Raw genomic sequence first — 23,083 nt, forward strand, 5'->3', positions numbered from 1 at the left:
ATGCCTCGCTCTCCACGGTTCGCTCGGCGCATCAGAAGACGACCTCCTGGCTTCGCCGCCGCACGACGGTCACTTCGTCACGCTGATTGCCGGTCGGGCCCAGATAGTTGAACGCGAACGCGTTCTGCGCGTACCCGCCGGCCAGGTGGCTCGGTTTGACGAGCAGCCGGGTCAGCGAATTGTGGATCCCGCCGCGCTTGCCGGTCGTCTCGGTCAGCGGCACGTCGATCGTGCGCTCCTGCACGTGGTAGACGAAGACCACCCCGTCAGGCATCCGGTGGCTGACGATCGCCCGGCACACCAGCACCCCGTTGCGGTTGACGGCTTCCACCCAGTCGTTGTCCGCCACACCGATCTTGGCGGCGTCGCCCGGACTCATCCACATCGTCGGGCCGCCGCGGGACAGCGACAGCATCAGCAGGTTGTCCTGATACTCGGAGTGGATCGACCACTTGGAATGCGGGGTCAGATAGCGCACGGTGAGGCCCACCCCCTCCGACCCGACCCGCGGCTCGTCGAACAACCGGTTCATGTCCAGCGGTGGCCGGTAGATCGGCAACTGCTCACCGAGTTCTTCGAGCCAATCGTGGTCGAGGTAGAAGTGCATGCGACCGGTCAGCGTGTGAAACGGCTTGAGTTCCTCGATGTTGACGCTGAAAGGCGCGTAGCGGCGCCCGCCGGTCTCGCTGCCCGACCACTCCGGGCTGGTGATCACCGGCACCGGACGGGCCTGGGTGTCGGCGAAGGTGATCCGTCGTTCCTCGCTGCCCTCGGCCAGGTGTGCGAGCGGCCGGCCGGTACGTCGTTCCAGGTCTCGGAAGCCCTCGACGGCCAGCCGGCCGTTGGTGGTTCCGGAAAGCGCCAGGATCACCTCGGCCATCCGCTCGGCCGACGTGATCGCCGGGCGGCCCTCGGCCACACCGGAATTCATCACGCCGAACTTCGCGGCGAGCTCGTCGACCTCCTTGTCCGGATGGAACGTGACGCCCTTGGTCGTCATCCCGAGACGGTCCACGAGCGGGCCAAGCGTCAGCCACTTGTCGATGATCGCGGGGTAGTCCCGCTCCACCACCGCCAGCGGGCCCATCGTCTTGCCCGGGACCGGGGTCTGCCCGGTTGTCCGCCAATCATTCTCGGTGCCACCGGGATAGGACATCGCGCCGGGGGTGTCGTGTTGCAGGGCGCTCATCACCACGTCGGTGCGCTTGCCGAGGTGTTTGACCGCCAGCGCGCTGAACGCGCGGGCGATAGCGCCGAACGCCTCGTAGTCGGACCTGGTCTCCCATGGCGGATCGATCGCCGGGCTGAACGCGTGCACGTAGGGGTGCATGTCGGTGCTCGACAGGTCGTGCTTCTCGTACCAGGTGGCCGCGGGCAGCACGACGTCCGAGAGCAGCGTGGTCGACGTCATCCGGAAGTCGATCGACATCAGCAGGTCGAGTTTGCCCTCTGGAATGTCCTCGGTGCAGGCAACCGTCTTGGGGCGCAGGTGATCCGGAGCGGGATCGGCTTGCAGATTCGAGTCGGTGCCGAGCAGGTGCCGCAAAAAGTACTCGTTGCCCTTGCTCGAGGAGCCGAGCAGGTTGGAGCGCCACACGCTGAGCACCCGCGGCCAGTTCGCCGGGTTGTCCGGGTCGGTGACGGCCAGCTTGAGCTCGCCCGAGGCCAGCTGCTGCGCGACGTACCCGCCGATATCCTGCCCGGCCTCGCGCGCGTCGTCGGCCACCTGCAGGCTGGACCGGTCGAACTGTGGATAGAACGGACTCCAGCCCATCGCGGTCGCCGAGGCCAGCACGTCCATCGTGTGCCGGTCGCGGAACCGCCCCCGCGCCGTCGGGCTGGCCAGCGCGTCGGCGCGGTAGCCGTCGTAGCGCCACTGGTCGGTGTGGACGTACCAGAACGACGTGCCCGGCACCTGCCGCGGCGGGCGCGACCAGTCGGTGGCCATCGCCATCGTCGCCCAGCCCGTGACGGGCCGGCACTTCTCCTGTCCGACGTAATGTGCCCAGCCGCCGCCGTTGCGTCCCATCGAGCCGGTCAGCAGCAGCATCGCGAGTACCGCGCGGTAGGTGGCGTCGCCGTGGAACCACTGACAGATTCCGGCGCCCATGATGATCATCGACCGCCCGCCCGACTCCTCGGCGTTGCGGGCGAACTCCTTGGCCACCCGGATCGCCTGCGCCGCAGACACTCCGGTGATCGGCTCCTGCCACGCAGGCGTGTAGGGGTGGTCGGCGTCGTCGTAGCCGGCCGGCCACTCCCCCGGCATTCCCGGGCGCGCCACCCCGTACTGCGCCAGCATCAGGTCGAACACCGTGCACACCAAGTGCTCTCCCACCCGGCGCACCGGCACCCCCCGGGTCAGCGTGCCGCCCTGCCCGTCGATGCTGTCGAAGCGCGGCAGCACCACCTCGGCGACCTCGCCCTGCTGGCCCGGCGCCGGCGCGACGGTCAGCGCGGGCGCCAACTCCCCGAGGTCGAGATTCCACTTGCCCACCCCGTCTTCGCCGTACCGGAAGCCGAGCGAGCCGTGCGGAACGGTGACCGTGTCGGTGGCGCCGTCGAGCAGCGCCGGTTTGAACGCGGCGTTCTCTTGCTCGGCGACGTCTACGCCGAGGTCGGCCGCGGTGAGGTTCTTGCCGGGCACCAGCGCGCCGTCGCGCTGCTCGAGCTTCACCAGGAACGGCAGGTCGGTGTACTGGCGGGCATAGTCGACGAAGAACGGAACCCGGTTGCGCACATAGCATTCCGTGAGGATCACGTGCCCCATCGCCATGGCCAGCGCCCCGTCGGTGCCTGCGGCGCACGGCATCCACTCGTCGGCGAACTTGGTGTTGTCGGCGTAGTCGGGGCTGATCGTCACGACTTTCGTACCGCGGTAACGCACTTCGGCCATCCAGTGCGCATCGGGGGTGCGGGTCACCGGCACGTTGGAGCCCCACATCATCAGATACGACGCGTCCCACCAGTCGCCCGACTCCGGCACGTCGGTCTGGTCACCGAAGACCTGCGGGGAGGCCACCGGGAGATCGGCGTACCAGTCGTAGAACGACGTCATCACGCCGCCGATCAACTCGATGAAGCGCGACCCCGCCGCGAACGACACCATTGACATCGCCGGTATCGGCGAGAATCCGGCGACCCGGTCGGGCCCGTAGCGTTTGATGGTGTGCACGTGGGCGGCGGCGATCATCTCCGCGGCCTCGGCCCAGCCGATCCGGACCAACCCGCCCATCCCGCGTGCGCGCTGATAACGCCGTCGGCGCTCGGGATCGGCCTGGATGTCGGCCCACGCCGCCACCGGATCGCGCAGCCGGGCCTTGGCCTCCCGGTACATCTCGACGAGCACGCCGCGGGCGTAGGGATAGCGCACCCGCGTCGGCGAATACGTGTACCAGGAGAACGCCGCCCCGCGGGGGCATCCCCGCGGTTCGTACTCGGGCCGGTCCGGGCCGACCGAGGGGTAGTCGGTCTCCTGGGTCTCCCAGGTGATGATCCCGTCTTTGACGTAGACCTTCCACGAGCACGAGCCCGTGCAGTTGACGCCGTGGGTGGACCGCACGATCTTGTCGTGGCTCCACCGGTCGCGGTAGAAGACGTCACCCTCACGGCCACCGCGCCGGGTGACGGTGCGCCCGTCCGCGGAGAATTCGCCGGGGGTGAAGAAGCGGCCGCTCCGTTCGAGCAGTTCCTCGATCCGGCCGCCCGTACGCGGCGGTGTGGTCGTCATGGCGTGGACTCCTTGCGGGCAGCCGTGGATTCGTGTGCGTGTAGCCGCAGCGCCGTGTACCCGAACGCCACCAGGGCGGTGGCCACGAGCAGCAGCAGGCCTATCGTGTAGTCGTTGTCGACGGGGTCATAGCTGGCGCCCATCACCAGCGGCGGGAAGTAGCCGCCCAGTCCGCCGGCGGCGGCGACGATGCCGGTGACCGAGCCCACCGATTGAGCGGGCGACCGGAGTGCGACCCACGCGAACACCCCGCCGGTGCCGATGCCGAGGAAGACCGCCAGCGTGATGAACGTCGCCGCCGACCACACGTCCGGCGGCGGTTGGAACACCGCGATGAAGGCCAGCAGGGCGGTGCCCGCGAACGACACGAGCACCACGTACTTCGGCGCGAACCGGTCCGCGAGCACGCCGCCGACGGGTCGAGCCAGCACCGCGGCGAGCGCGAAACCGGCCGTGCGAGCGCCCGCGTCGACGGCCGAGAAGTGATAGATGGTCTTGATGTACGTCGGCAGGTAATTGCTGAACGCGACGAAGCCGCCGAAAACCACCGCATACAAGAACGACATCTCCCACGTGACGCGTAGCTTGGCGGCGGCCATCAACTTCGGCACGACCCTGTCGGTGTTGGGCACGAACGTCGGTGAGTCGTGCATGGCCACCAGGCACAGCACCGCGGTCAACGCCAGCGCCACCGCGACGATGACGTGGGTGGGAAACAGCCCGAACCAGCCGACGAAGCGCGGCGTGAAGAACGCCGACAGCGCGGTGCCGACCATGCCCATCCCGAACACGCCGGTGGCGAAGCCGCGCCGCGACGCCGGATACCAGTTGTTGGCAAAGGGGATGCCGACGGCGAAGATCGTTCCGGCGATACCGAGGAAGAAGCCGCACACCAGCAGGCCCGGATACGAACCGGCCACCCCGGCCGCGCCGACCGCGAGCACCGGGATGATGGACGCCAGCGAGATCGCGATGAACATCACGCGCCCGCCGAACCGGTCGGTCAGCGAGCCGATGACGATCCGGCCCAACGAGCCGACCAGTATCGGTGTCGCCACGAGCATGGACGCCTCGGCGCTGCTCAGCGAGAGGTCACCGGCGTACAGCGTGGACAGCGGGCCGATCATGTTCCAGGCCCAGAAGTTGATGGCGGAGACCCAGGTGGCCAGCGCCAGGTTGACCGCTCGTCGTGCGCCGGCGTCCGGCGTTGTCGCCGTGTTCACGGTTCAAGACAACCATCGAATGTCGAACTCAGTACCGTTTTGGTGAAACCCGCTGTGCCGCCAGGGAATCACCGGGCCGTTGCCCGAGGGCGGAGGGTGGTCACCAGGTGGTAGGCCATCGCGAGGAAGGTGCATCCCCACGCCGCCAGCGCGATCCAGATCTCGACGTCGCCGATCGCCCGCACGATCGGCAGGTGATCGGCCTGCCCGAGGTAGAGCGCCCCGACACCGTACATGCCCAGCGGGAACACGATGCTCCACAATGTCGGGTCGTAGCGCAACGGGATCTTGTGGACGGCGTGTCGCCAGATGCCGCCCGCGATCAGTGGCGGAATCAGCCAGCTGCCGAACGCCCAGAACGTCACCGACGCGCCCGCGATGAGACCGCGGGTGGCGGCAACCATTGGGGCATCGGCCATCTCGACGATCCTGGCACCGGCCAGCACCGTGATGGCGGTGGCGCCCATGGCGACCCAGTAGGGCGGGGTCAGGTCGTCGGGCTCGAACGGGTACATCAGCATCCGCACGATGACCAGCACGGCCACCACCGCGTACAGAAACACCCCCACCGACCAGGAGAAGACCGCGATCAGCGCCAATTCCCGTCGGCCAGAACCGAGTTGGGGTTGCAGCACGGCAGCCAGCACCGCGACGGACTGGCTGGCGACCACCCAGATGAACCACGCGCCGTTCGCGACGTGCAGGGTGGGGCGGAGCCGGTGCCCGAGCACCGCCGTCCACGGCACGACGTAGCCGAGGACCACCCAGGCCACCACCGCGACGACCAGCAGGATGAGCGCCGCCCGGTAGTGGGCGTCGATGGCCAGCCGGGCACCGAGCACGTTGGTGGCCGCGACGAAGGTGAACATGCCGAATCCCCGGCGCGGGTCGGCCAGGTCGGCGGCGAAGTCCGCGCCGAAGGCGGCGATCCGCACCGCACTCAACGCGACGAGAACGCCGTAGGCGATACAGGTGAGCCACAACAGCGCCACCGAAACCGTGTCCGCGTGGTGGTACTGCATCGCGATCGACACGATGCCGGTGGCCATCACCAGGGCGAAGTACCCGGGATGCAGGGTTCGTACGGCCTTGTGCAGCCCCGATTCCTGGGGTGTCGGCACCGCGGTCCGTTTCGACATTTCCCGCCGACTCTAGCCACCCTCCACCAGCGCGGTGGCGAGAAGCACCACGCCCAGCGAGCCGATCAGCGAGGCGATCGACGCGGTTCTGGCCGCGCTCGGTCGTCGGCGCGCCTGCGCCATACCGTGCAGGGACGCCGCGACCATCACCGCGGCGAACAACAGCACCTTCACGATGAGCACCCGGCCGTATCCGGGTTCGGCCAGCGAGGCCCAGGTGACGCCGTGGCGGACGGCCAGCAGGATCCCGGTGGTGATCTGCACCGGCAGGAACATCGCGAACGTGATGAGCGCGAACCGCCGTCCGACGTTGCGCAGCACCTGCGCCCGGTCGGGCACGCTGAGCAGCCGGTGGGCGGGCGGCAGCACGATCAGGGTGACCGTCAGCTGGCCACCCACCCACACGATGGCGCCGACGACATGAAGAAACCGCACCACGGTCCAGATGTCGATCATGGCCGGTCCGTCACCTCGATGACACCGTGCGCGCCGCCCTCGGCGTGGCGCATGTCGTGATCGACGAACGGGTAGTGGCCGGCCTCGGGGAAGCTCAGCTCGATGAAGCCGCCTTGGGCGGGCGCCAGATCCAGCACCTGCGCGCCGCCGGAGCGGGCGTCGGGACGGAGCGCCCAGGCGCCTTCGCGGTAGACGGTGTCGAACTGGCCGCCGACGACGTGGAACGCGGTGCTGTCGCCCGGCCCGGCATTGACCACCCAGATCCGGACCCGCTCGCCGGTGTGCGCCCGCAGCGGCGCGTGGTCGTACTGAGCCGCCATGCCGTTGAACATCCAGCCGTCGGGTCGGTCGGCGTTGATCTTGTCGACCTGTTCCTGTCCGCCCGGCTCGCCGAGATAGAGCTGGGCGGACACCAGCGCGTACTCCCGATCCACCTCGGGCAGCCCGGGCGGGTCGATGATCACCGCGCCGTACATGCCGTTGGCGATGTGCTGCGACATCGGCATCGTGCTGCAGTGATACAGCCATGCGCCGGCACGGTGCGCGGTGAACCGGTAGACGAGCCGCTCACCCGGATCGATGGTGCGCATCGGTTCGTCGGGTGCCAGGGCGCCGGCATGAAAGTCGATGCCGTGGCCCATCTCGGTGTCGTTGATCAACGTGATCTCGAACCGGTCGCCCACCCGGCCGCGAAGCGTGGGCCCGGGCGCAGAGCCGGCGAACGTCCACCGGTGCTCGCGGCGCCCCGGCGCGACCTCCAGTTCCCTGTCGACGGCGCGCAGTTCGACGCGGTGCACACCGCCCTCCGCGGGTGCCAGCGTCGCGTCGCGCGCCACCCATCCCGGCGACGGGTCGGCCGCCAGATCCAGCCGGTCGGGCACGCCGACCGCGTCCTGGGCCGTGTCATGGTCCGCGGCGTGGCGGTGTGCACCCTGGACCCGGATCGACATGGTCATCCCCGCGGCGCGGTGACCCGCCACCGCGCACCACGCCTCGCGATCGGTGTAGACCGGCCCGACGTCCAGGAGCGCGGTCTGCCCGCGGCGCAGGCGGGGGGTGCGTTCACCGCTGTCGAGCTGCAGGTCGTGCACCATCGCCTCACGGTTGGTCACCCGCAGCACCAACCGGGTGCCCTCGGGCACCTCGACGACGTCCGGGCGCACCCGCATCTCGTCGAGCTCGACGTCGACGGTGAGCACCTCGCCGGACTCCGGCGCAGGGGCGGTGGCCTGCTGCCCGGTCTGCTGCCCGGTGCCGGCCGCCACCGCGGCGAGCACGACGGCGACCACACCGATGAGGACACCCAACGCGGTGCCGGGAATTCGCAACACAAGATCAGATAACGCAGCGGGCGTCATGCCCGGTAGGGACATTGGTCCCCTTCCGCGACGACTGCAGCCCCTAGCGCGTCACCGCCTGCTGGGCCATGCTCGCAGCGAGCAGGAGGAGATGATTTCCCGTGCGGTCGCGATTCGCCGTGATGTCGGTTGCCCTGCTGGTCACAGGAATGGTCGCGGCGTGCGCCGACGGCACCGGCGACAGCGCCGAGCGCACCGAACCGGGTCCGGTGACCGGCGCCGTGTGGGTCGCCAACGAGGGTGCGGACAGCCTCAGCGTCGTCGATGCGGCCACCGACGCCGTCGTCAGCACGCTCGAAGGCATCCAGTCGCCGCACAACGTCCAGTTGGGTTCCGATGGCGACATCGCCTACGCGGTGAGCGGCAGCACCAACAGGGTCGTCGCCATCGACACCGCCACGTACGCGGTCCACGCGTTCGCCGACACCGGGCCGGGCCCCGCGCATGTGATCGAGGCGCCCAACGGCAAGGTGTATGTCACCAACGCCGCAGACGGCACGGTATCGGTCTATCAGGCCGCGGCGTTGACGCCGGTCACCACTATTGACCTCGGCGGCATGCCGCACGGGCTGCGGGCGGCGGCAGACGGTTCGGTGATCGTGGTGGCCAACACCATGGCAGGCAGGCTCGATCTGATCGATCCGGCGACCGACGCGCTGCGGGGGTCCGTGCCGGTGGGCACCGAACCGCTACAGGTCGCGGTCACCGCCGACGGCAAGTACGCCTACAGCAGTGTCAGCGAGCCCCCGACGGTGGTCAAGGTCGACCTCGCGACGCAAAAGGTCGTGGGCAGCACCGACGTTCCCAGCCCGCCGGTGCAGCTGTATCTGACGCCGGACGAGGGCTTGGTGGTGAGCGCCAACCAGGGAACCGCCGAAGCGCCCGGCCGTACCGTGTCGGTGATCGACACCGAGGCGATGACGCCGCGGGGCACGGTCGACGCGGGATCCGGGCCGCACGGCGTGGTGATCGACGACTCGGCGACGCGGGCGTGGGTGACCAACACCTTTGATGACACGGTGTCGGCGATCGACCTGGATGAGCTGTCGGTGCCGGCCACCATCGCGGTCGGCCATGAACCCAACGGGATCAGCTATTCGCCCCGACCGCCCGCCGCGGACGCCCCCGTCACCACGACGTTGAATCTGCCCGCGCCGGAACACCAGTCAGCACACGGGCACGGCCACTAGGTCAACGTCAACGCTCGCCGCGCGTATGCGCGCACGTCGGCATCGCTGTCGTCCAACGCCTGGCCGAGCGCGTCGCGCGCGGCCGGTTCTGAGGCCGCCCAGCGCGTCAAGCTCAGCACGGCGGCCTTGCGCACATCGAGGTGCCGGTCGGCCAGTGCCCGCGACAGCGCGGGCACGGCGACCGTGGGCGACGCACCCGCAAGCGCCTTGGCCGCGCCCTCCCGCACCTGCCAGGCGGGCTCCTCCAGCGCGAGTCGCACTTCGGGGACATCGCCGTCGCCGCATCCGATGGCTCCCAACGCCGCCAGCGCAGCCGCCCGGACCAGCGGGTCGGCGTCGGCGAGAAGCGCACGAACGGTGTCGGCGCCGGCGCGCAGGGTCGCCAGGCCCTTTGCGACCGCAATGCGGACCTCACGGTTGTCATCGAGGGCGGCGGCGCTCACACCGTCCACATCGTCGACGGATACCACAGCGCGTACCGCTTCGATGCGGACCCGGTGATCGGTGTCATGAAGCGCCTGCCGGTACTGGCCGGGCTCGCCAGCCCTGCAGGACGCGAGCACATGCACCGCTGCCGCGCGCACGACAGCATCGGGCGAATGCAGGTGCTTGGCAAGGTTTTCCGGATCAGGAAGGACCTCGACGAGCTCACGCACCCCGGCGGCCGCCTCCCGTCGCACCTCGGGGTCGTCGTCGCCGAGCGCGGTCAGCAGAGCCGACCCGTAACCCTCGGGCAGATGCTCGGTCAGGGTGCGCACGGCCGTTCGCCGGACGTCGCGATCCGGGTCGGTCAAGAAGTCGAGCAGGTCCCTCAGCATCGGAGACTCCAACGCCAGCACCGCGGCGATCCGCGGCGACGGCGGCGGCCCCGACGGTGCACGCACCCTGGTGGTGGTCGCGGCGGGCGCGCGCCCCACAGCGGAAAGCGGCTGCTGCACGGCTGCCGCGGCCGCGTCCGACGGAAGGTGCTCGAACTCGGGCACCGGGACGAAATACGGCGCTACCGGCCGCTTCAGAAACGCCATCGTGCCGTCGGCCGCCTTGTGCAGGTTGAGGTGGTAGCGCCAGTTCTGGTCGTCGCGCTCGGGAAGATCCGCCCGGTCGTGATAGAGCCCCCACCTCGACTCGGTGCGGGTCAGTGACGAACGGGCGGCCATCTCGGCGCAGTCCCTGATGAACGACACCTCGACTGCGCGCATCAGCTCGTGTGGTGTCCGCGCGCCCATCTCCGCGATCTCGGAGCGCATCCTCTCGAACGTCGCGACGGCGATCGACAACTTCGACGCCGTCTTCGGCGGTGCCACATAATCGTTGACGAAGCGGCGCAGCTTGTATTCGACCTGGGGCTGCGGCGGGCCGTCGGGATGGCGCAGCGGACGGTAGATGAGCTCGTGGGCCTCGTTGAGCTGATCGCGCGGCAGGGTCCGCGGTGCGGTCACACCGGGCAGCGTCGACGCCGCGTGCGCGCCGGCGAGATCGCCGTAGACGAACGCGCCGATCATGTAGTTGTGCGGCACGCAGGCCAGGTCACCGGCCGCGTAAAGTCCCGGCACGGTGGTGCGGGCGTGTTCGTCGACCCAAACCCCGGAGGCCGAATGCCCGCTGCACAGCCCGATCTCGGAGATGTGCATCTCCACGTCGTGGGTGCGATAGTCGTGTCCGCGGTTGGCGTGAAACGTCCCGCGAGTGGGCCGTTCGGTGGTGTGCAGGATGTTCTCCAATGCCGTCACCGTCTCGTCGGGCAGGTGCGAGACCTTCAGATAGATTGGCCCGCGGGCGGATTCGATCTCCCGCTTCACCTCGGCCATCATCTGGCCCGACCAGTAGTCTGAGTCGACGAACCGCTCCCCCAACGCGTTCACTTGGTAGCCGCCGAACGGGTTGGCCACGTACGCGCAAGCAGGCCCGTTGTAGTCCTTGATCAACGGGTTCACCTGGAAGCACTCGATGCCGGACAGTTCGGCGCCGGCGTAATAGGCCATCGAGTATCCGTCGCCGGCGTTGGTCGGGTTCTCGTACGTGCCGTACAGATAGCCCGAGGCGGGCAGGCCCAGTCGCCCGCACGCTCCGGTGGCCAGGATCACCGCCTTGGCCGCGACGGCGACGAATTCCCCGGTGCGAGTGTTGAACGCGGCGGCGCCGACGGCCCTCCCGGTGTCGGCGGTGAGCACCCGCACCGGCATCAACCGGTTCTCGATGCGGATCCTCTCACGCATCGAGCGTTGCCGCAGCACGCGGTAGAGGGCCTTCTTGACGTCCTTGCCCTCCGGCATCGGCAGCACGTACGAACCCGACCGGTGGACCCGGCGCACGGCGTATTCGCCGTGCTCGTCCTTCTCGAACTTGACCCCGTAGCGTTCCAGCCGCTGCACCATCGCGAAACCACGCGTCGCGGTCTGATACACGGTGCGCTGATTGACGATTCCGTCGTTGGCGCGGGTGATCTCGGCTACGTAGTCCTCGGGGGTGGCTTTGCCGGGGATGACGGCGTTGTTCACTCCGTCCATTCCCATCGCCAACGCACCGGAATGCCGCACGTGCGCCTTTTCCAGCAGTAACACCTGCGCGCCGTGCTCGGCGGCGGTGAGCGCAGCCATGGTGCCCGCGGTGCCGCCGCCGATCACCAGCACGTCGCAGTCGAGCCGGATGGTGTCATCGAGGGAAGGTATCTGCATCATGAGTTGTTCAGGGCTGCAATGATTTCTGTGCGTAAAGCACCGCGGTCCACGGTCGTGGAGCGCGGCTCGGCCACCTCGAGCAGAGCGCGCAACGGCTGGCCGACCCGACCGAGCACCGCCACCCGGTCGCCGAGGATCAACGCCTCGTCGACGTCGTGGGTGACGAACACGATGGTCGTCGGGTGGGCGCACCAGGTGTCGATCAGCAGGCGCTGCATGGCGGCCCGCGTCTGGGTGTCCAACGCGGCGAACGGTTCGTCCATCATCACCGCGCGCGGCGCGCCGGCAAGCCCCCGCGCCAGCTGCACCCGTTGGCGCATTCCGCCCGACAGGCTCTTGGGCAGGTAGTCCGCGTATCCACTCAGCCCGACCTCGTCGATCCAGCGTTCGGCGCGCTCACGTCGGCCTCCACGGGGTGTCCCGCGCAGTGCGAGCGCCAATTCGATGTTGGATCGCACCGATCGCCACGGCAACAGCGCGCTGTCCTGGAACACCATTCCGCGGTCGCGCGAGGTGGTGGTGACCTCGGCCCCGTCGGCGAGCACCCGGCCGGCGGCGGGTGCCAGCAGACCGGCCAGGGCACGCAGCACGGTGGACTTGCCGCACCCGGACGGCCCGGTCAGCACCAGGATTTCGCCCGGCTGGACGGTCAGGCGTAAGCCGTCGACGACCGGCACACCGGTGTAGGACAACCGCACGTCGTCGAGTTCGAGCCGCATACCTTGCACCGAAGTGGGCGCTGCCGTGGCGGTCATCGCCCGTTCTCCTCGCCGCGCGGCAACCAGCGGGTAGCGCGTCGCCCGATGAGTTCGACCGCGGCCGCGGTGGCGAAACCGAGCACGCCGATCGTGATGATGCCGACGAACACGTCGGCGTAGTTCAGCACGGTGTACGCCTGCCAGGTGCGGTACCCGACACCGAGCTGGCCCGAGATCATCTCCGCCGAGATCACACAGATCCAGGCCACTCCCATGCCGACCGAGAGCCCGCCGAAGAGCCCCGGCAGGATGCCCGGCAACACCACGCGGCCCAACACGTCCCACCGGTTTCCGCCCAGTGTGCGCACCGAGTCCTCCCATATCGTCGGCAACGCGCGAACGGCGTGGCGGGTGCTGACCATGATCGGGAAATATGCCGCCAGGAACGTGATGAACACGATCCCGGCTTCATCGGTGGGAAACAACAGGATGGCCACCGGAACCATCGCGATCGCCGGGATCGGGCGCGCCAGTTCGGTCAACGGGCCGAACACATCGGAGAACACCTTGGAGCGGCCCAGCATGATGCCGGTGACGACACCGACGGCCGCTGCCAGTCCGAACCCGGTCAGGATGCGGATCAGTGACTGCCCGAGGTCCAGCCAGTACTCCTGGCCGCCGATGCGGTTCACCAACGTCGCGGCGACTTCGGTGACGGTGGGCAGGGTGTCGAAGCGCAGAAACAACCGAATGTCGTTGGCTGTCAACAGCTGCCATAACCCGACGGCGGCCAGCACCGAGGTCAGCCGGATCCCCCTGCGGCGCCATTGCGTTGCTCTGCCTTCCCGGCGGACCGTCGGCAGGTCCGATGCCGGCGCCTCGACAACGGTGCCCGGCCGGTCAGGAACCAGTTGCGCGCTGGTTGCGTCGGCAGTTGTCACGCCGCGCCCTCCAGTGCCCGCTGGTAGTCGACGGCGGCCGTACCCGGATGGGCGTCGATGAACCGCTGGGCGCCCGCCGGGGTGGCGAAGGGCAGGAAGGTCTGGCCGTCACGCACCCAGATGGCCTTGTCCGCGAACCACCGGGTGCCGAACTCGGTGTCGGCGACGTAGGCCGCGCGCACGGTCGCACCGCGTGCGGTGGCCTCGCGGACCGCCTTCAGAAGGCAGGTCGGGTTGGCGGCCGGCTGGGTGGTGTCGGCACCGTCCAGCCACAACTCGCCGGCCTGGGCCGGGTCGGCCACCGGGGCGTCGCAGACCGGGTCGGCGCCGCTGATCACCGACGGGTTCGCGGTCGATGACACCGCCAGGTCGTAGTCGCGGCCGCGCTCCTGGAACGCGTTGCGAAGCGGCGCGTCCTCGACGAAGCCTGCGACGTCGAGCTCGGCGAAGTCGCCGATCGACTTGAGATAGGGCACATCGCCTTCGAGCGCTTCCACCAGCGACGGCTTGAGCGTGGTGTCGAACGATGTGCCGCCGGGGCCGTTGTAGAGGTACACCACCTCCTGCGGCAGGCCGCTGGCCTCGGCGACGATGCGCGCGGCCGCCAACGGTTCGGAGTTCAGGTAGTCCGTGGCGTCCAGTTGGGCTTGCAGAAACGCGTCGAGCACCTCGGGATGCTCGGCGGCGTACGCCCGGCGGACCACCACTCCGTGCAACGTCGGGTAGTTCAGTTCTGCCCCGTCGTACAGCAGCTTCGCCTTGTCCTGGTACACCAGCAGTCCGGGCCACGCGACGAACTGGGAAAGGGCCTGTACCTGGCCGGATTCCAGCGCGGACGCACCAACCTGGGGCTGCTGATTGAGCACCTCGACACCGGTGTTCGGGTCGATGCCCGCCTGCGAGAGCGCCCGTACCAGCGTTCCGTGGCCGGCCGAGCCGACGCTGGCTGAGATCTTCTGCCCGTCGAGGTCGGCCAGCGTCTGCGCCGGCGAACCAGGGGCCACCACAACCATGTTCAACGCACCCTTGGGGTGATACCCGGTGACCGCCACGATCTCGGTTCGGGCGCGTTCGTTGGACTGGGTCCGAGAGCCGTTGATGAGCATCGGGTAGTCGCCCATCGAACCGATGTCGATCTTCCCGGCCACCATCTGCGCGGTGATGGGCGCCCCGGTGTCGTAATCCTGCCATGTCACCTTGTACCGGGTCCCGGTGCGTGAGGTGATATCGGCGAGCCGCCGTTCCAGATAGCCCTGCGCACGCAGCAGAGTGCCTGCGGTGACGGTGTTGATGGTCTTGGATTGGTAGCCGATGACGACGTCGACGACGTCGCCTGACGAGCTCGATCCGGCGTCGAGCGAGCAACTCGATGCAACCAAGGTGAGCCCGGCGGCCAGCGCCGCGAGGCGCAGAGACGGTCTGGTCATGTGAATGTCCTCAACGAATCAGGTACGGCATGTTGACGGTGACGGCGCCGGTGGGACAGCGGGCTGCGCACGGCCCGCAGTACCAACACTCGTCGACATGCATGTACGCCTTCCCGTTGTCGGGGTTGATCGCCAGGGAGTCCAGCGGGCAGATGTCCACGCACAGGGTGCAGCCGGTGATGCACAAAGATTCGTCGATCGTCACCGGCACATCGGCACGTTGGTTGACCAGCGTCATGGGATGCTCCTGATAAGGCTGCCGCGCATGGTGATTCGGTCACCGCGCATGCGGATGTATTCGAGGTCGACGGGCCGGCCGTCGTCGAGGCTGGTGAGTCGTTCCAACATGAGCAGTGCCGCACCGGTGGGCACCTGAAGTGTCGCCGCCGAATGCGGATCTGCCGAAACAGCTTCCAGCGCCAGGGTGGCCGAACCCAGACGCTGACCGGAGACCTGTTCGATGAGCGAGAACACGTCGTTGTGCTCCAGCGGATGCCGCAACACTTCGGCGCCGATGTCGGGGGCCAGATAGGTCTGATCCAGCGACAGCGGCAGATCGCTCACGTAGCGCAGTCGTTCGACGAACACGACGCTCTCTCCAGGCTGCAATCGCAGACGGCGGGCCACCGCAGGCGGTGCGGCCAGGTGTGCGACCGTGCGAACCTGGTTGTGGACTTCGCCGTAATCCTTGAACGTCTCCTGCAGCCCGACGAGCCGGTCGAGTCCGTGGTCATACTTGCGGACCGCGACATGGGTGCCCACTTTGGGTCCACGCTCGATCAGCCCCTCGTTCTTGAGCGTGGCCAGCGCCTCACGAATCGTGTTGCGGGACACGAAGAACTCCGCGGCCAGATCTTGTTCGCCGGGCAGTCCTCCTGCGTAACCGCCCGCGTGGATCTGGTGTCGCAGAACGTCGGCGACCTGGCGGGCCCGGTCCGCGCGAGGCCGCCGGATCGGCGTCGGCTCGGATTGGGGCATGCGGACACGGTAAGTGCACTGGTGACCGTCTCGCAGCGCGCGCAGGTGCCGGTCGGGCTAGGTTAACTCATTGCGCCGCTGCGATTTCGCCGCGACCAGGTCAAAGGTGCGGCATCGAGCCGCATTACGCCACCTACGGTGGCCCGAGATTTAACAATCGCGGTGAGCGAAATCCCCGCGCGGACCCGTGACGAGCGGGCGGCCCGCTACTCCGCGTCGCCGTCCCCGTCGCCGTCGCTGTTGTCGCGCACGGCCTGCGCGGCGGCGCGGATCTGCGGGGTCACGAGCATCACCTGGCCCAGCACGCCGTTGATGAAACCCGGTGAGTCGTCGGTGGATAGCCGCTTGGCGAGTTCGACGGCCTCGTCGACGGCCACCGGTTCGGGAACGTCGTCGGCGTGCAGCAGTTCCCACACGGCCACCCGCAGGATCGCGCGGTCCACGGCGGGTAGCCGGTCCAGCGTCCAGCCCTGTAGATGCGCCGAGATCAAATCGTCGATGTGTGCGGCGTGCTCGGTGACTCCGTACGCCACCTTCACCGTGTACGGGTTGAGTGGCGCGACATCGGATTGTTTGTCTGCCAGGGCATTTCGCGCATCGGCCGCCTCGGCAGGGGTGATCTTTCTGGCTTCGGCCTCGAACAGCAGGTCTACGGCGCGTTTGCGGGCCTGATGGCGGCCACGGTCGGGCCGACGATCAGGCATTCACCCTTCCTAGGTAACTGCCGTCGCGGGTATCGATCTTGAGCTTGTCGCCGGTGTTGATGAACAACGGCACCTGGATCTCGGCGCCGGTTTCGACGGTGGCCGGCTTGGTGCCCGCGCTGGAGCGATCGCCCTGCAGCCCGGGCTCGGTGTGGGTGACCTCGAGTTCCACCGTGACCGGCAGCTCGAGGTACAGCGCCGTGCCATCGTGGAAGGCGATCTGCACCGGCATGCTCTCCAGCAGGAACTCGGCGGCGTCGCCGACCATCGACTCGGGCAGCGGGTGCTGCTCGTAGTCCTCGGCGTCCATGAACACGAAATCGGTGCCGTCGCGGTAGAGGTAGGTCGCATCGCGCCGGTCCACCGTGGCGGTTTCGACCTTCACCCCCGCGTTGTAGGTCTTGTCGACCGTCTTGCCCGACACCACGTTCTTCAGCTTGGTCCGCACGAACGCCGGGCCCTTGCCGGGTTTGACGTGCTGGAACTCGACGATCTGCCACAGTTGGCCGTCGATCACCAGCACGAGGCCGTTCTTGAAGTCTGCAGTCGTTGCCACGGTCGGTTGTTCTCCTGTCAGAGGATCGCCAGTTCCTTGGGGAACCGGGTGAGCAAGTCGGGTGTGCCCGATTCGCCAACGACCAGCGTGTCCTCGATGCGGACGCCACCACGGTCGGGCAGATAGACACCGGGCTCCACGGTTACCACAGAGCCAGCAAGCAGTGTACCGGCGGACGCGGCACCGATTCCGGGCGCTTCGTGGATCTGCAGCCCCACCCCGTGGCCGAGGCCGTGACCGAAGTTGTCCGCATGGCCGGCGTCGGCGATGACCTGCCGTGCCGCGGCGTCGACGTCGCGCAACGGGGTGCCGGGGACCAGCGCCTCGCGCCCGGCGCGCTGCGCCGCGGCGACCAGCGCGTAGATGTCGCGCTGCCACTGCGCGACCGGCGCCAGCACAAAGGTGCGCGTCATGTCGGAGTGGTAGCCGCTGACCAGGGCGCCGAAGTCGATCTTGACGAAGTCGCCGGCGGCCAGCACCGCGTCGGTGGGCCGGTGATGCGGGATCGCCGAGTTCGGGCCGGCGGCCACGATGGTCTCGAACGACGGGCCGTCGGCGCCGTGATCGAGCATCAGCGCCTCCAGCTCGCGGCGCACCTCCTTTTCCGTGCGCCCCGGCCGCAGCCCGCCGCGCTCGACGAGCTCGGCCAGCGCGGCGTCGGCCGCCTCGCAGGCCAGCCGCAGCACCGCGACCTCGCCGGCGTCCTTGACCTCGCGCAGCGCCTCCACCGTGCCCGCGGCGCGCACCAGCTCGACGTTCTCACCTGCCGCTTTGGCCAGCGCGGTGTGCCCGTCGACCGTCACCACGTGGCTTTCGAAACCCAGCCGTCGCACCCCGTCCGCGGCGGCCCGCCCCGCCAGGTGCGGCGCGCAGGCCCGCTCGATGACGATTTCGGCGTCGGGGACCTGCGCGGCCGCCTGGGTGCGGTAGCGCCCGTCGGTGGCCAGCACCGGTGTGTCGTCGTCGGCCCGGACCAGCAGCGCCGCGTTGGATCCGGTGAACCCGCTCAGGTAGCGCACGTTGACCAGACTCGAAACCAGCATGGCGTCGAGATCGGCGGCGGCAAGCCGCTCGCGCAACCGCGCCCTGCGCTGTGAAATAGTCACAGCAGATGAAGCTACTCGCTAAGGTGAGGCCCCATGAGTAAGTGGTTGCTGCGCGGACTGGTGTTCGCGACCCTGATGGTGATCGTGCGATTGCTGCAGGGAGCGATGATCAACGCGTGGGAAACCAAGGCGGGTCTGATCAGCGTCGTGCTGGTCGTGGCGTTCGCGATCACCGTGTTCGTCTGGGGTGTGATCGACGGCCGCGCCGACGCCAGGGCCAACCCCGACCCGGACCGCCGCGGCGACCTGGCGATGACGTGGCTGCTGGCCGGGCTGTTCGCCGGTGTGGTCAGCGGGCTGGTGGCCTGGTTCATCTCGCTGTTCTACACGACGCTCTATGTCGAGGCGCTGATCAACGAGGTCACCACGTTCGCGGCGTTCACCGCGCTGCTGGTGTTCCTGATGGCCATCGCCGGTGTTGCGCTGGGCCGCTGGCTCATCGACCGCAAGGCCGACCAGACGCCGCACCTGCACCACGGCGACGACGACCGCGCGGACACCGACGTGTTCGCCGCCGTCGGCCACCCCGGCGCCCAGGAGACCTCCGAGATCCCGACCACCGAAGAACGTCGCCAGGACCAACCCTGATCGGGGCCTGACCACCAGCAGCTGTGAACCCGGACGAGTTCTGCACGTCCGACCGGTGGAGTGTGCTGTCCTCGGCGGCATCCAACTCCCAGCTCGCCGGTGTGCTCGGCGGCTTCCTGATCACCGCGATCGCCCTGCTGTTCGACAAGAACAGCCGCGAAGCGGTGCACACGCTGGCGTTGTTCTCCTCCGCGGTCCTGGTGTTGATGCTCGACAGCTTCCTGTTCAGCCTGATCACCGGAACCCAGGTGCCCGACGGCGAGCGACGGGCCACGTGCGCGATCGCCTGGACCCAGGGTGCGGTGTCGACGGGGATGCTGGCCGCCGGCGCGACGGCGCTTTTCGGCGGGCTGGGCTGGATGCTGGCCAGCCATGCCGTCAACAAGGTCGCCGACCAGGATTCCGACGACATCCGCGCGTACTGCTTCATGGCGGGGCTGGGCGGGTGGCTGACGTTCGCGGCCGCGATGACCGCGACGTTGATCGTCTCGGAAACCTCGATCGACTATCTGCGGTTCATGTACGGGCACCGGCCCGCGCTGTGGATCGAAGGCATCGTCATCGTCACCTGCGCGGCGTTCATCGTCACCGATTTCCTGCTGGTTTCCCTGCGCACCCGGGCGTTGCGAAAGTCGTTGTCCAACGTCGCTGAGCCCACGCTGCTGGAGTTGCGGTCGATCAAATTCGCGACGGCGGGAATCGTTGTGCTGGCGATCGGCGGGTCGTGGCTGGCGGTGAGCCTGGCGCGCGTCCCCGACGTCTGGCTCACGGCGCCGAACCTGGTGATCGTCGGGTTCGTGCTGGTGCTCACGTTTATTCTGCCGACGATCATCTCGACCGCGATCTGCTACTCGGTGCCCTCCACCGACGAACGGCCTTCTGCGCCGAGGCTGGCCAGGTACCGCAAGGCGAGCAGGTAGCCGTGCACACCCAACCCGACGATGACGCCGGTCGCCACCGCGCTGAGGTAGGAGTGATGCCGAAACTCTTCGCGCTTGTGGACATTGGAGATGTGCACCTCGATCAGCGGTGCGCGTAGCTCAGCGCAGGCATCGCGCAGCGCGATCGAGGTGTGTGTCAGCGCACCGGCGTTGAGGATCACGGGGTCCCCGGCGTCAGCGGCAGCGTGGACGAAGCGCAGCAGCTCGGCCTCGCTGTCGCTTTGCCGCACAACGGCTTTCAGACCCAGCTCCTCGGCTTGGCGTTCGACCAGCAACACCAGGTCCTCGTAGCTGACCGAGCCGTACACCTCGGGCTCGCGGCGGCCCAGCCTGCCGAGGTTGGGCCCGTTGAGGACCAAAACGGTGGTCATGGGCGCGCTCCTTCCGCGATCTCGGCGTAGGCCGCCGCCAGCAGTGCCGGATCCGGGCCCTCCAAACGCCCCGGCTTACCGAGCCCGTCGAGCACGACGAACCGCAGCACGCCCGCACGGGTCTTCTTGTCGCCGGCCATGTACTCCAGCAGCTGCGGCAGCGCGTCGGCGTCGTAGCGCACCGGCAGCCCCAACGCGCTCAGAATCGACCGGTGCCGCGCGGCGGTGTCGTCGTCGAGACGCCCGGCGAGCCGGCCCAGTTCGGCGGCGAACACCAGCCCCACCGACACCGCGGCGCCGTGGCGCCACTGATAACGCTCCCGGCGTTCGATGGCGTGGGCCAGCGTGTGGCCGTAGTTGAGGATCTCGCGAAGTTGCGACTCCTTCTCGTCGGCGGCCACCACCTCGGCCTTGACGGCGATAGCCCGCCGGATCAACTCCGCGAGCATCTCGCTCTTCGGATCCAGCGCCGCCTCGGGGTCGGCCTCGATCATGTCGAGGATCACCGGGTCGGCGATGAACCCGGCCTTGACGATCTCGGCCATGCCCGCGACCAACTCGTTGCGCGGCAACGTTTCCAGCGTCGCCAGGTCGACGAGGACGGCGGCGGGCTGATGGAAAGCGCCCACCAGGTTCTTGCCGGCGTCGGTGTTGATGCCGGTCTTGCCGCCGACCGCGGCGTCGACCATGGCCAGCAGGGTGGTCGGGACGTGCACGATGTCGATGCCGCGCAGCCAGGTGGCCGCGGCGAACCCGGCGACGTCGGTGGCCGCTCCCCCGCCCAGGCTGATGATCGCATCCTTGCGGCCGACCCCGATGCGGCCCAGCACTTCCCAGATGAACCCGACGACCGGAAGATCCTTGCCCTTTTCGGCGTCGGGAATCTCGATCCGGTGCGCGTCGATTCCATTGTCGGCCAGCGTTATTCGGATAGCTTCTGCGGTTCGCGCCAGCGCCGGCTGGTGCAGGATGGCGACTCTGTGCCTCCCCTGCATCCGCTGTTCGAGCTCGGTGAGCAGACCGGTGCCGATGATCACCGGATACGGCGGATCGACGTGTACTTCTACGGTGACGGGTTCAGTCACGGTGGTGGGCCTTCTGGTTGCGAGCGGCGAGCGCGGCGGGCGACGGCGGCGCCTCGGTGCTCAGTTCTGCCGTCAACGAGGAGGGTCCGCGCCGCCACGGCGGCCGGCGCCGACGGCGTGGCGGTTCGGGGGCACCGGGGTTCTCCAACTGGTTCACGATGTGGCGCACGACGGCGCCGGGGTTGCGCCGATTGGTGTTGACCCGCATGGTGGCAACCCGTCGGTACAACGGAACACGTTGGGACATCAACGCTTTGAACTTCTCGGCGCGGTCGCCGCCGGCCAGCAGCGGGCGCACGGTGCTGCCGCCGGTGCGGCGCACCCCCTCTGCGGCGCTGATCTCCAGGTAGATGACGGTGTGCCCCTTCAGCGCGTCGCGCACCCCCTCGGTGGTGACCGCGCCACCGCCGAGTGACAGCACCCCGTCGTGGGACCGCAACGCGTCGCGGATGACCTCTTCCTCGATGCGGCGGAATTCCTGCTCGCCGTCGGCGGCGAAGATCTCGGCGATGGTGCGGCCGGTCTTCTCCTCGATCGCGGCGTCGGTGTCGATCAGCGTGAGATCCAGCGCCTTGGCGAGGCGGCGCCCGATGGTCGACTTACCCGACCCGGGCAGGCCCACCAGTACCGCTTTGGGCGCCATCATCCCGACGCCTGCACCGACTGCGCCGACGGTTCGCGCTCGCGCACCGTGCGCAGATAGTTGTCGATATTGGCCCGCGTCTCGGACAGCGAGTCGCCGCCGAACTTCTGCAGCGCGGCCCGCGCCAGCACCAGCGCCACCATGGTCTCGACCACCACGCCTGCGGCGGGCACCGCACACACGTCCGAGCGCTGGTGGATCGCGGCGGCCTCCTCACCGGTGGCCATGTCGACCGTCGCCAGCGCGCGCGGCACGGTGGAGATCGGCTTCATCGCCGCCCGCACCCGCAGCGGCTGGCCGTTGGTCATGCCGCCCTCCAGGCCGCCGGCCCGGTTCGTGGAGCGCACGACACCGTCGGCGCCGGGATAGATCTCGTCGTGGGCGACGCTGCCGCGGCGGCGCGCGGTCTCGAAGCCGTCGCCGATCTCGACCCCCTTGATCGCCTGGATGCCCATCACCGCGCCGGCCAGCTGGCTGTCGAGCCGGTTGTCGCCGCTGGTGAACGAGCCCAGCCCGACCGGCAGGTTGTGCGCCACCACCTCGACGACGCCGCCGAGCGTGTCGCCATCCTTCTTGGCGGCCTCGATCTCGGCGATCATGGACTTTTCCGCCTCCTCGGCATACGCGCGCACCGGGCTGGCGTCGATGGCGGCCAGGTCCGACATCTGCGGCGGCGGTCCCTCATATGGCGCCGACGCGCCGATGGAGATGATGTGGGACAGCACGTCGATGCCGAGCGCCTGCTTGAGGAACTGCTTGGCGACGGTGCCCGCGACGACGCGGGCCGCCGTCTCGCGGGCGCTGGCGCGTTCCAGCACGGGGCGGGCGTCGTCGAAGCCGTACTTGAGCATGCCCGCGTAGTCGGCGTGCCCGGGCCGGGGCCGGGTCAGCGGCGCGTTGCGCGCGGAGTCTTGCAGCGCGGCGGGGTCGACGGGGTCCGGCGCCATCACGGTCTCCCACTTCGGCCACTCGGTGTTGCCGATCTGGATCGCGATGGGGCCGCCGAGCGTGACGCCGTGGCGCACCCCGGCCAGCATCGTGACCTCGTCCTGTTCGAACTTCATCCGGGCGCCGCGGCCGTAGCCGAGCCGGCGCCGGGCAAGCTGAGCTGCGATGTCATCGGTGGTGAGCTGCACGCCGGCAACCATGCCCTCGAGCACGGCCACCAGGGCGCGGCCGTGGGATTCACCAGCTGTGGTCCATCGCAACACGCCGCCATTCTCTCATGGCGATTTGGGCGCGTTTACGGTCGCTGAGCGGGCGTTGGCGCG

General features: G+C 68.8%; 21 protein-coding genes. 3 read left to right on the forward strand and 18 right to left on the reverse strand.

The features are described from left to right. Positions 1-31: 31 nt before the first annotated feature. The 5 genes from G6N28_RS25830 to G6N28_RS25850 form a co-directional block, all read right to left on the reverse strand. Entirely contained in the window at positions 32-3,730 is a 3,699-nt protein-coding gene (locus tag G6N28_RS25830) for a nitrate reductase subunit alpha (protein ID WP_163905364.1), read from the reverse strand. Beyond that, the gene (locus tag G6N28_RS25835) at positions 3,727-4,953 is read right to left on the reverse strand and encodes a nitrate/nitrite transporter (RefSeq protein ID WP_163905366.1); all 1,227 of its coding nucleotides are present in this window, start codon (positions 4,951-4,953) and stop codon (positions 3,727-3,729) included. The genes G6N28_RS25830 and G6N28_RS25835 overlap by 4 nt, the downstream gene beginning before the upstream one ends. A gap of 68 nt (positions 4,954-5,021) precedes the next feature. Next, positions 5,022-6,092: a tellurite resistance/C4-dicarboxylate transporter family protein gene (locus G6N28_RS25840; protein WP_163905369.1), complete on the reverse strand. Its 1,071-nt coding sequence runs from the start codon at positions 6,090-6,092 to the stop codon at positions 5,022-5,024. A gap of 12 nt (positions 6,093-6,104) precedes the next feature. Continuing rightward, positions 6,105-6,548: a hypothetical protein gene (locus G6N28_RS25845; protein WP_163905371.1), complete on the reverse strand. Its 444-nt coding sequence runs from the start codon at positions 6,546-6,548 to the stop codon at positions 6,105-6,107. Then, positions 6,545-7,879, reverse strand: a complete 1,335-nt coding sequence (locus tag G6N28_RS25850; RefSeq protein ID WP_235674699.1) for a multicopper oxidase domain-containing protein — start codon at positions 7,877-7,879, stop codon at positions 6,545-6,547. Before G6N28_RS25850 ends, G6N28_RS25845 begins: the two co-directional genes overlap by 4 nt. A 128-nt stretch (positions 7,880-8,007) precedes the next feature. Between G6N28_RS25850 and G6N28_RS25855 the strand changes: the two genes are divergently transcribed. Continuing rightward, complete coding sequence (locus G6N28_RS25855) at positions 8,008-9,096, forward strand: YVTN family beta-propeller repeat protein (protein WP_235674700.1); 1,089 nt, start codon at positions 8,008-8,010, stop codon at positions 9,094-9,096. Here G6N28_RS25855 and G6N28_RS25860 read toward each other — a convergent pair. From G6N28_RS25860 to G6N28_RS25900, 9 genes are all read right to left on the reverse strand, one after another. Then, positions 9,093-11,771, reverse strand: coding sequence for a fumarate reductase/succinate dehydrogenase flavoprotein subunit (locus G6N28_RS25860; RefSeq protein WP_163905375.1), 2,679 nt, complete (start codon positions 11,769-11,771; stop codon positions 9,093-9,095). The genes G6N28_RS25855 and G6N28_RS25860 overlap by 4 nt on opposite strands. After that, positions 11,771-12,529: an ABC transporter ATP-binding protein gene (locus G6N28_RS25865; protein ID WP_163905377.1), complete on the reverse strand. Its 759-nt coding sequence runs from the start codon at positions 12,527-12,529 to the stop codon at positions 11,771-11,773. Before G6N28_RS25865 ends, G6N28_RS25860 begins: the two co-directional genes overlap by 1 nt. Continuing rightward, the gene (locus tag G6N28_RS25870) at positions 12,526-13,383 is read right to left on the reverse strand and encodes an ABC transporter permease (protein WP_163906626.1); all 858 of its coding nucleotides are present in this window, start codon (positions 13,381-13,383) and stop codon (positions 12,526-12,528) included. The genes G6N28_RS25865 and G6N28_RS25870 overlap by 4 nt, the downstream gene beginning before the upstream one ends. Positions 13,384-13,409: 26 nt before the next feature. Further along, positions 13,410-14,840: an ABC transporter substrate-binding protein gene (locus G6N28_RS25875; protein ID WP_163905380.1), complete on the reverse strand. Its 1,431-nt coding sequence runs from the start codon at positions 14,838-14,840 to the stop codon at positions 13,410-13,412. A 10-nt stretch (positions 14,841-14,850) separates the two neighbouring features. Continuing rightward, positions 14,851-15,078 carry a 4Fe-4S dicluster domain-containing protein gene (locus G6N28_RS25880; RefSeq protein ID WP_128111124.1) on the reverse strand — a complete coding sequence of 76 codons (228 nt, stop codon included), beginning with the start codon at positions 15,076-15,078 and terminating at the stop codon, positions 14,851-14,853. Further along, positions 15,075-15,818: a GntR family transcriptional regulator gene (locus tag G6N28_RS25885; protein ID WP_163905382.1), complete on the reverse strand. Its 744-nt coding sequence runs from the start codon at positions 15,816-15,818 to the stop codon at positions 15,075-15,077. Before G6N28_RS25885 ends, G6N28_RS25880 begins: the two co-directional genes overlap by 4 nt. Before the next feature lie 206 nt (positions 15,819-16,024). Beyond that, positions 16,025-16,522, reverse strand: a complete 498-nt coding sequence (gene nusB, locus G6N28_RS25890; protein WP_163905384.1) for a transcription antitermination factor NusB — start codon at positions 16,520-16,522, stop codon at positions 16,025-16,027. Then, entirely contained in the window at positions 16,515-17,078 is a 564-nt protein-coding gene (gene efp, locus G6N28_RS25895) for an elongation factor P (protein WP_163905386.1), read from the reverse strand. Before efp ends, nusB begins: the two co-directional genes overlap by 8 nt. A 17-nt stretch (positions 17,079-17,095) precedes the next feature. Next, complete coding sequence (locus G6N28_RS25900; RefSeq protein ID WP_163905388.1) at positions 17,096-18,184, reverse strand: M24 family metallopeptidase; 1,089 nt, start codon at positions 18,182-18,184, stop codon at positions 17,096-17,098. Between the two features lie 33 nt (positions 18,185-18,217). On the opposite strand from G6N28_RS25900, the gene G6N28_RS25905 reads away from it, so the two are divergent. Further along, on the forward strand, positions 18,218-18,772 hold the full coding sequence (locus G6N28_RS25905) for a B-4DMT family transporter (RefSeq protein WP_163905390.1): 555 nt from the start codon (positions 18,218-18,220) through the stop codon (positions 18,770-18,772). 23 nt (positions 18,773-18,795) lie between these two features. Then, positions 18,796-19,692 (forward strand): hypothetical protein, encoded by an 897-nt coding sequence (locus tag G6N28_RS25910; protein ID WP_163905392.1) that lies wholly within the window; start codon positions 18,796-18,798, stop codon positions 19,690-19,692. Here the strand turns inward: G6N28_RS25910 and aroQ are convergent. The 4 genes from aroQ to aroC are packed head-to-tail and all read right to left on the reverse strand — an operon-like array spanning position 19,620 to position 23,023. Continuing rightward, positions 19,620-20,084: a type II 3-dehydroquinate dehydratase gene (aroQ, locus tag G6N28_RS25915; RefSeq protein WP_163905394.1), complete on the reverse strand. Its 465-nt coding sequence runs from the start codon at positions 20,082-20,084 to the stop codon at positions 19,620-19,622. The genes G6N28_RS25910 and aroQ overlap by 73 nt on opposite strands. Beyond that, the gene (aroB, locus tag G6N28_RS25920; protein ID WP_163905396.1) at positions 20,081-21,169 is read right to left on the reverse strand and encodes a 3-dehydroquinate synthase; all 1,089 of its coding nucleotides are present in this window, start codon (positions 21,167-21,169) and stop codon (positions 20,081-20,083) included. Before aroB ends, aroQ begins: the two co-directional genes overlap by 4 nt. Further along, positions 21,162-21,812: a shikimate kinase gene (locus tag G6N28_RS25925; protein WP_163906627.1), complete on the reverse strand. Its 651-nt coding sequence runs from the start codon at positions 21,810-21,812 to the stop codon at positions 21,162-21,164. Before G6N28_RS25925 ends, aroB begins: the two co-directional genes overlap by 8 nt. Further along, positions 21,812-23,023 (reverse strand): chorismate synthase, encoded by a 1,212-nt coding sequence (gene aroC, locus G6N28_RS25930; RefSeq protein WP_163905398.1) that lies wholly within the window; start codon positions 23,021-23,023, stop codon positions 21,812-21,814. Before aroC ends, G6N28_RS25925 begins: the two co-directional genes overlap by 1 nt. Between the last annotated feature and the right edge of the window lie 60 nt (positions 23,024-23,083).

This window comes from Mycolicibacterium pulveris (assembly GCF_010725725.1).
In the GTDB taxonomy this organism is placed as follows: domain Bacteria; phylum Actinomycetota; class Actinomycetes; order Mycobacteriales; family Mycobacteriaceae; genus Mycobacterium; species Mycobacterium pulveris.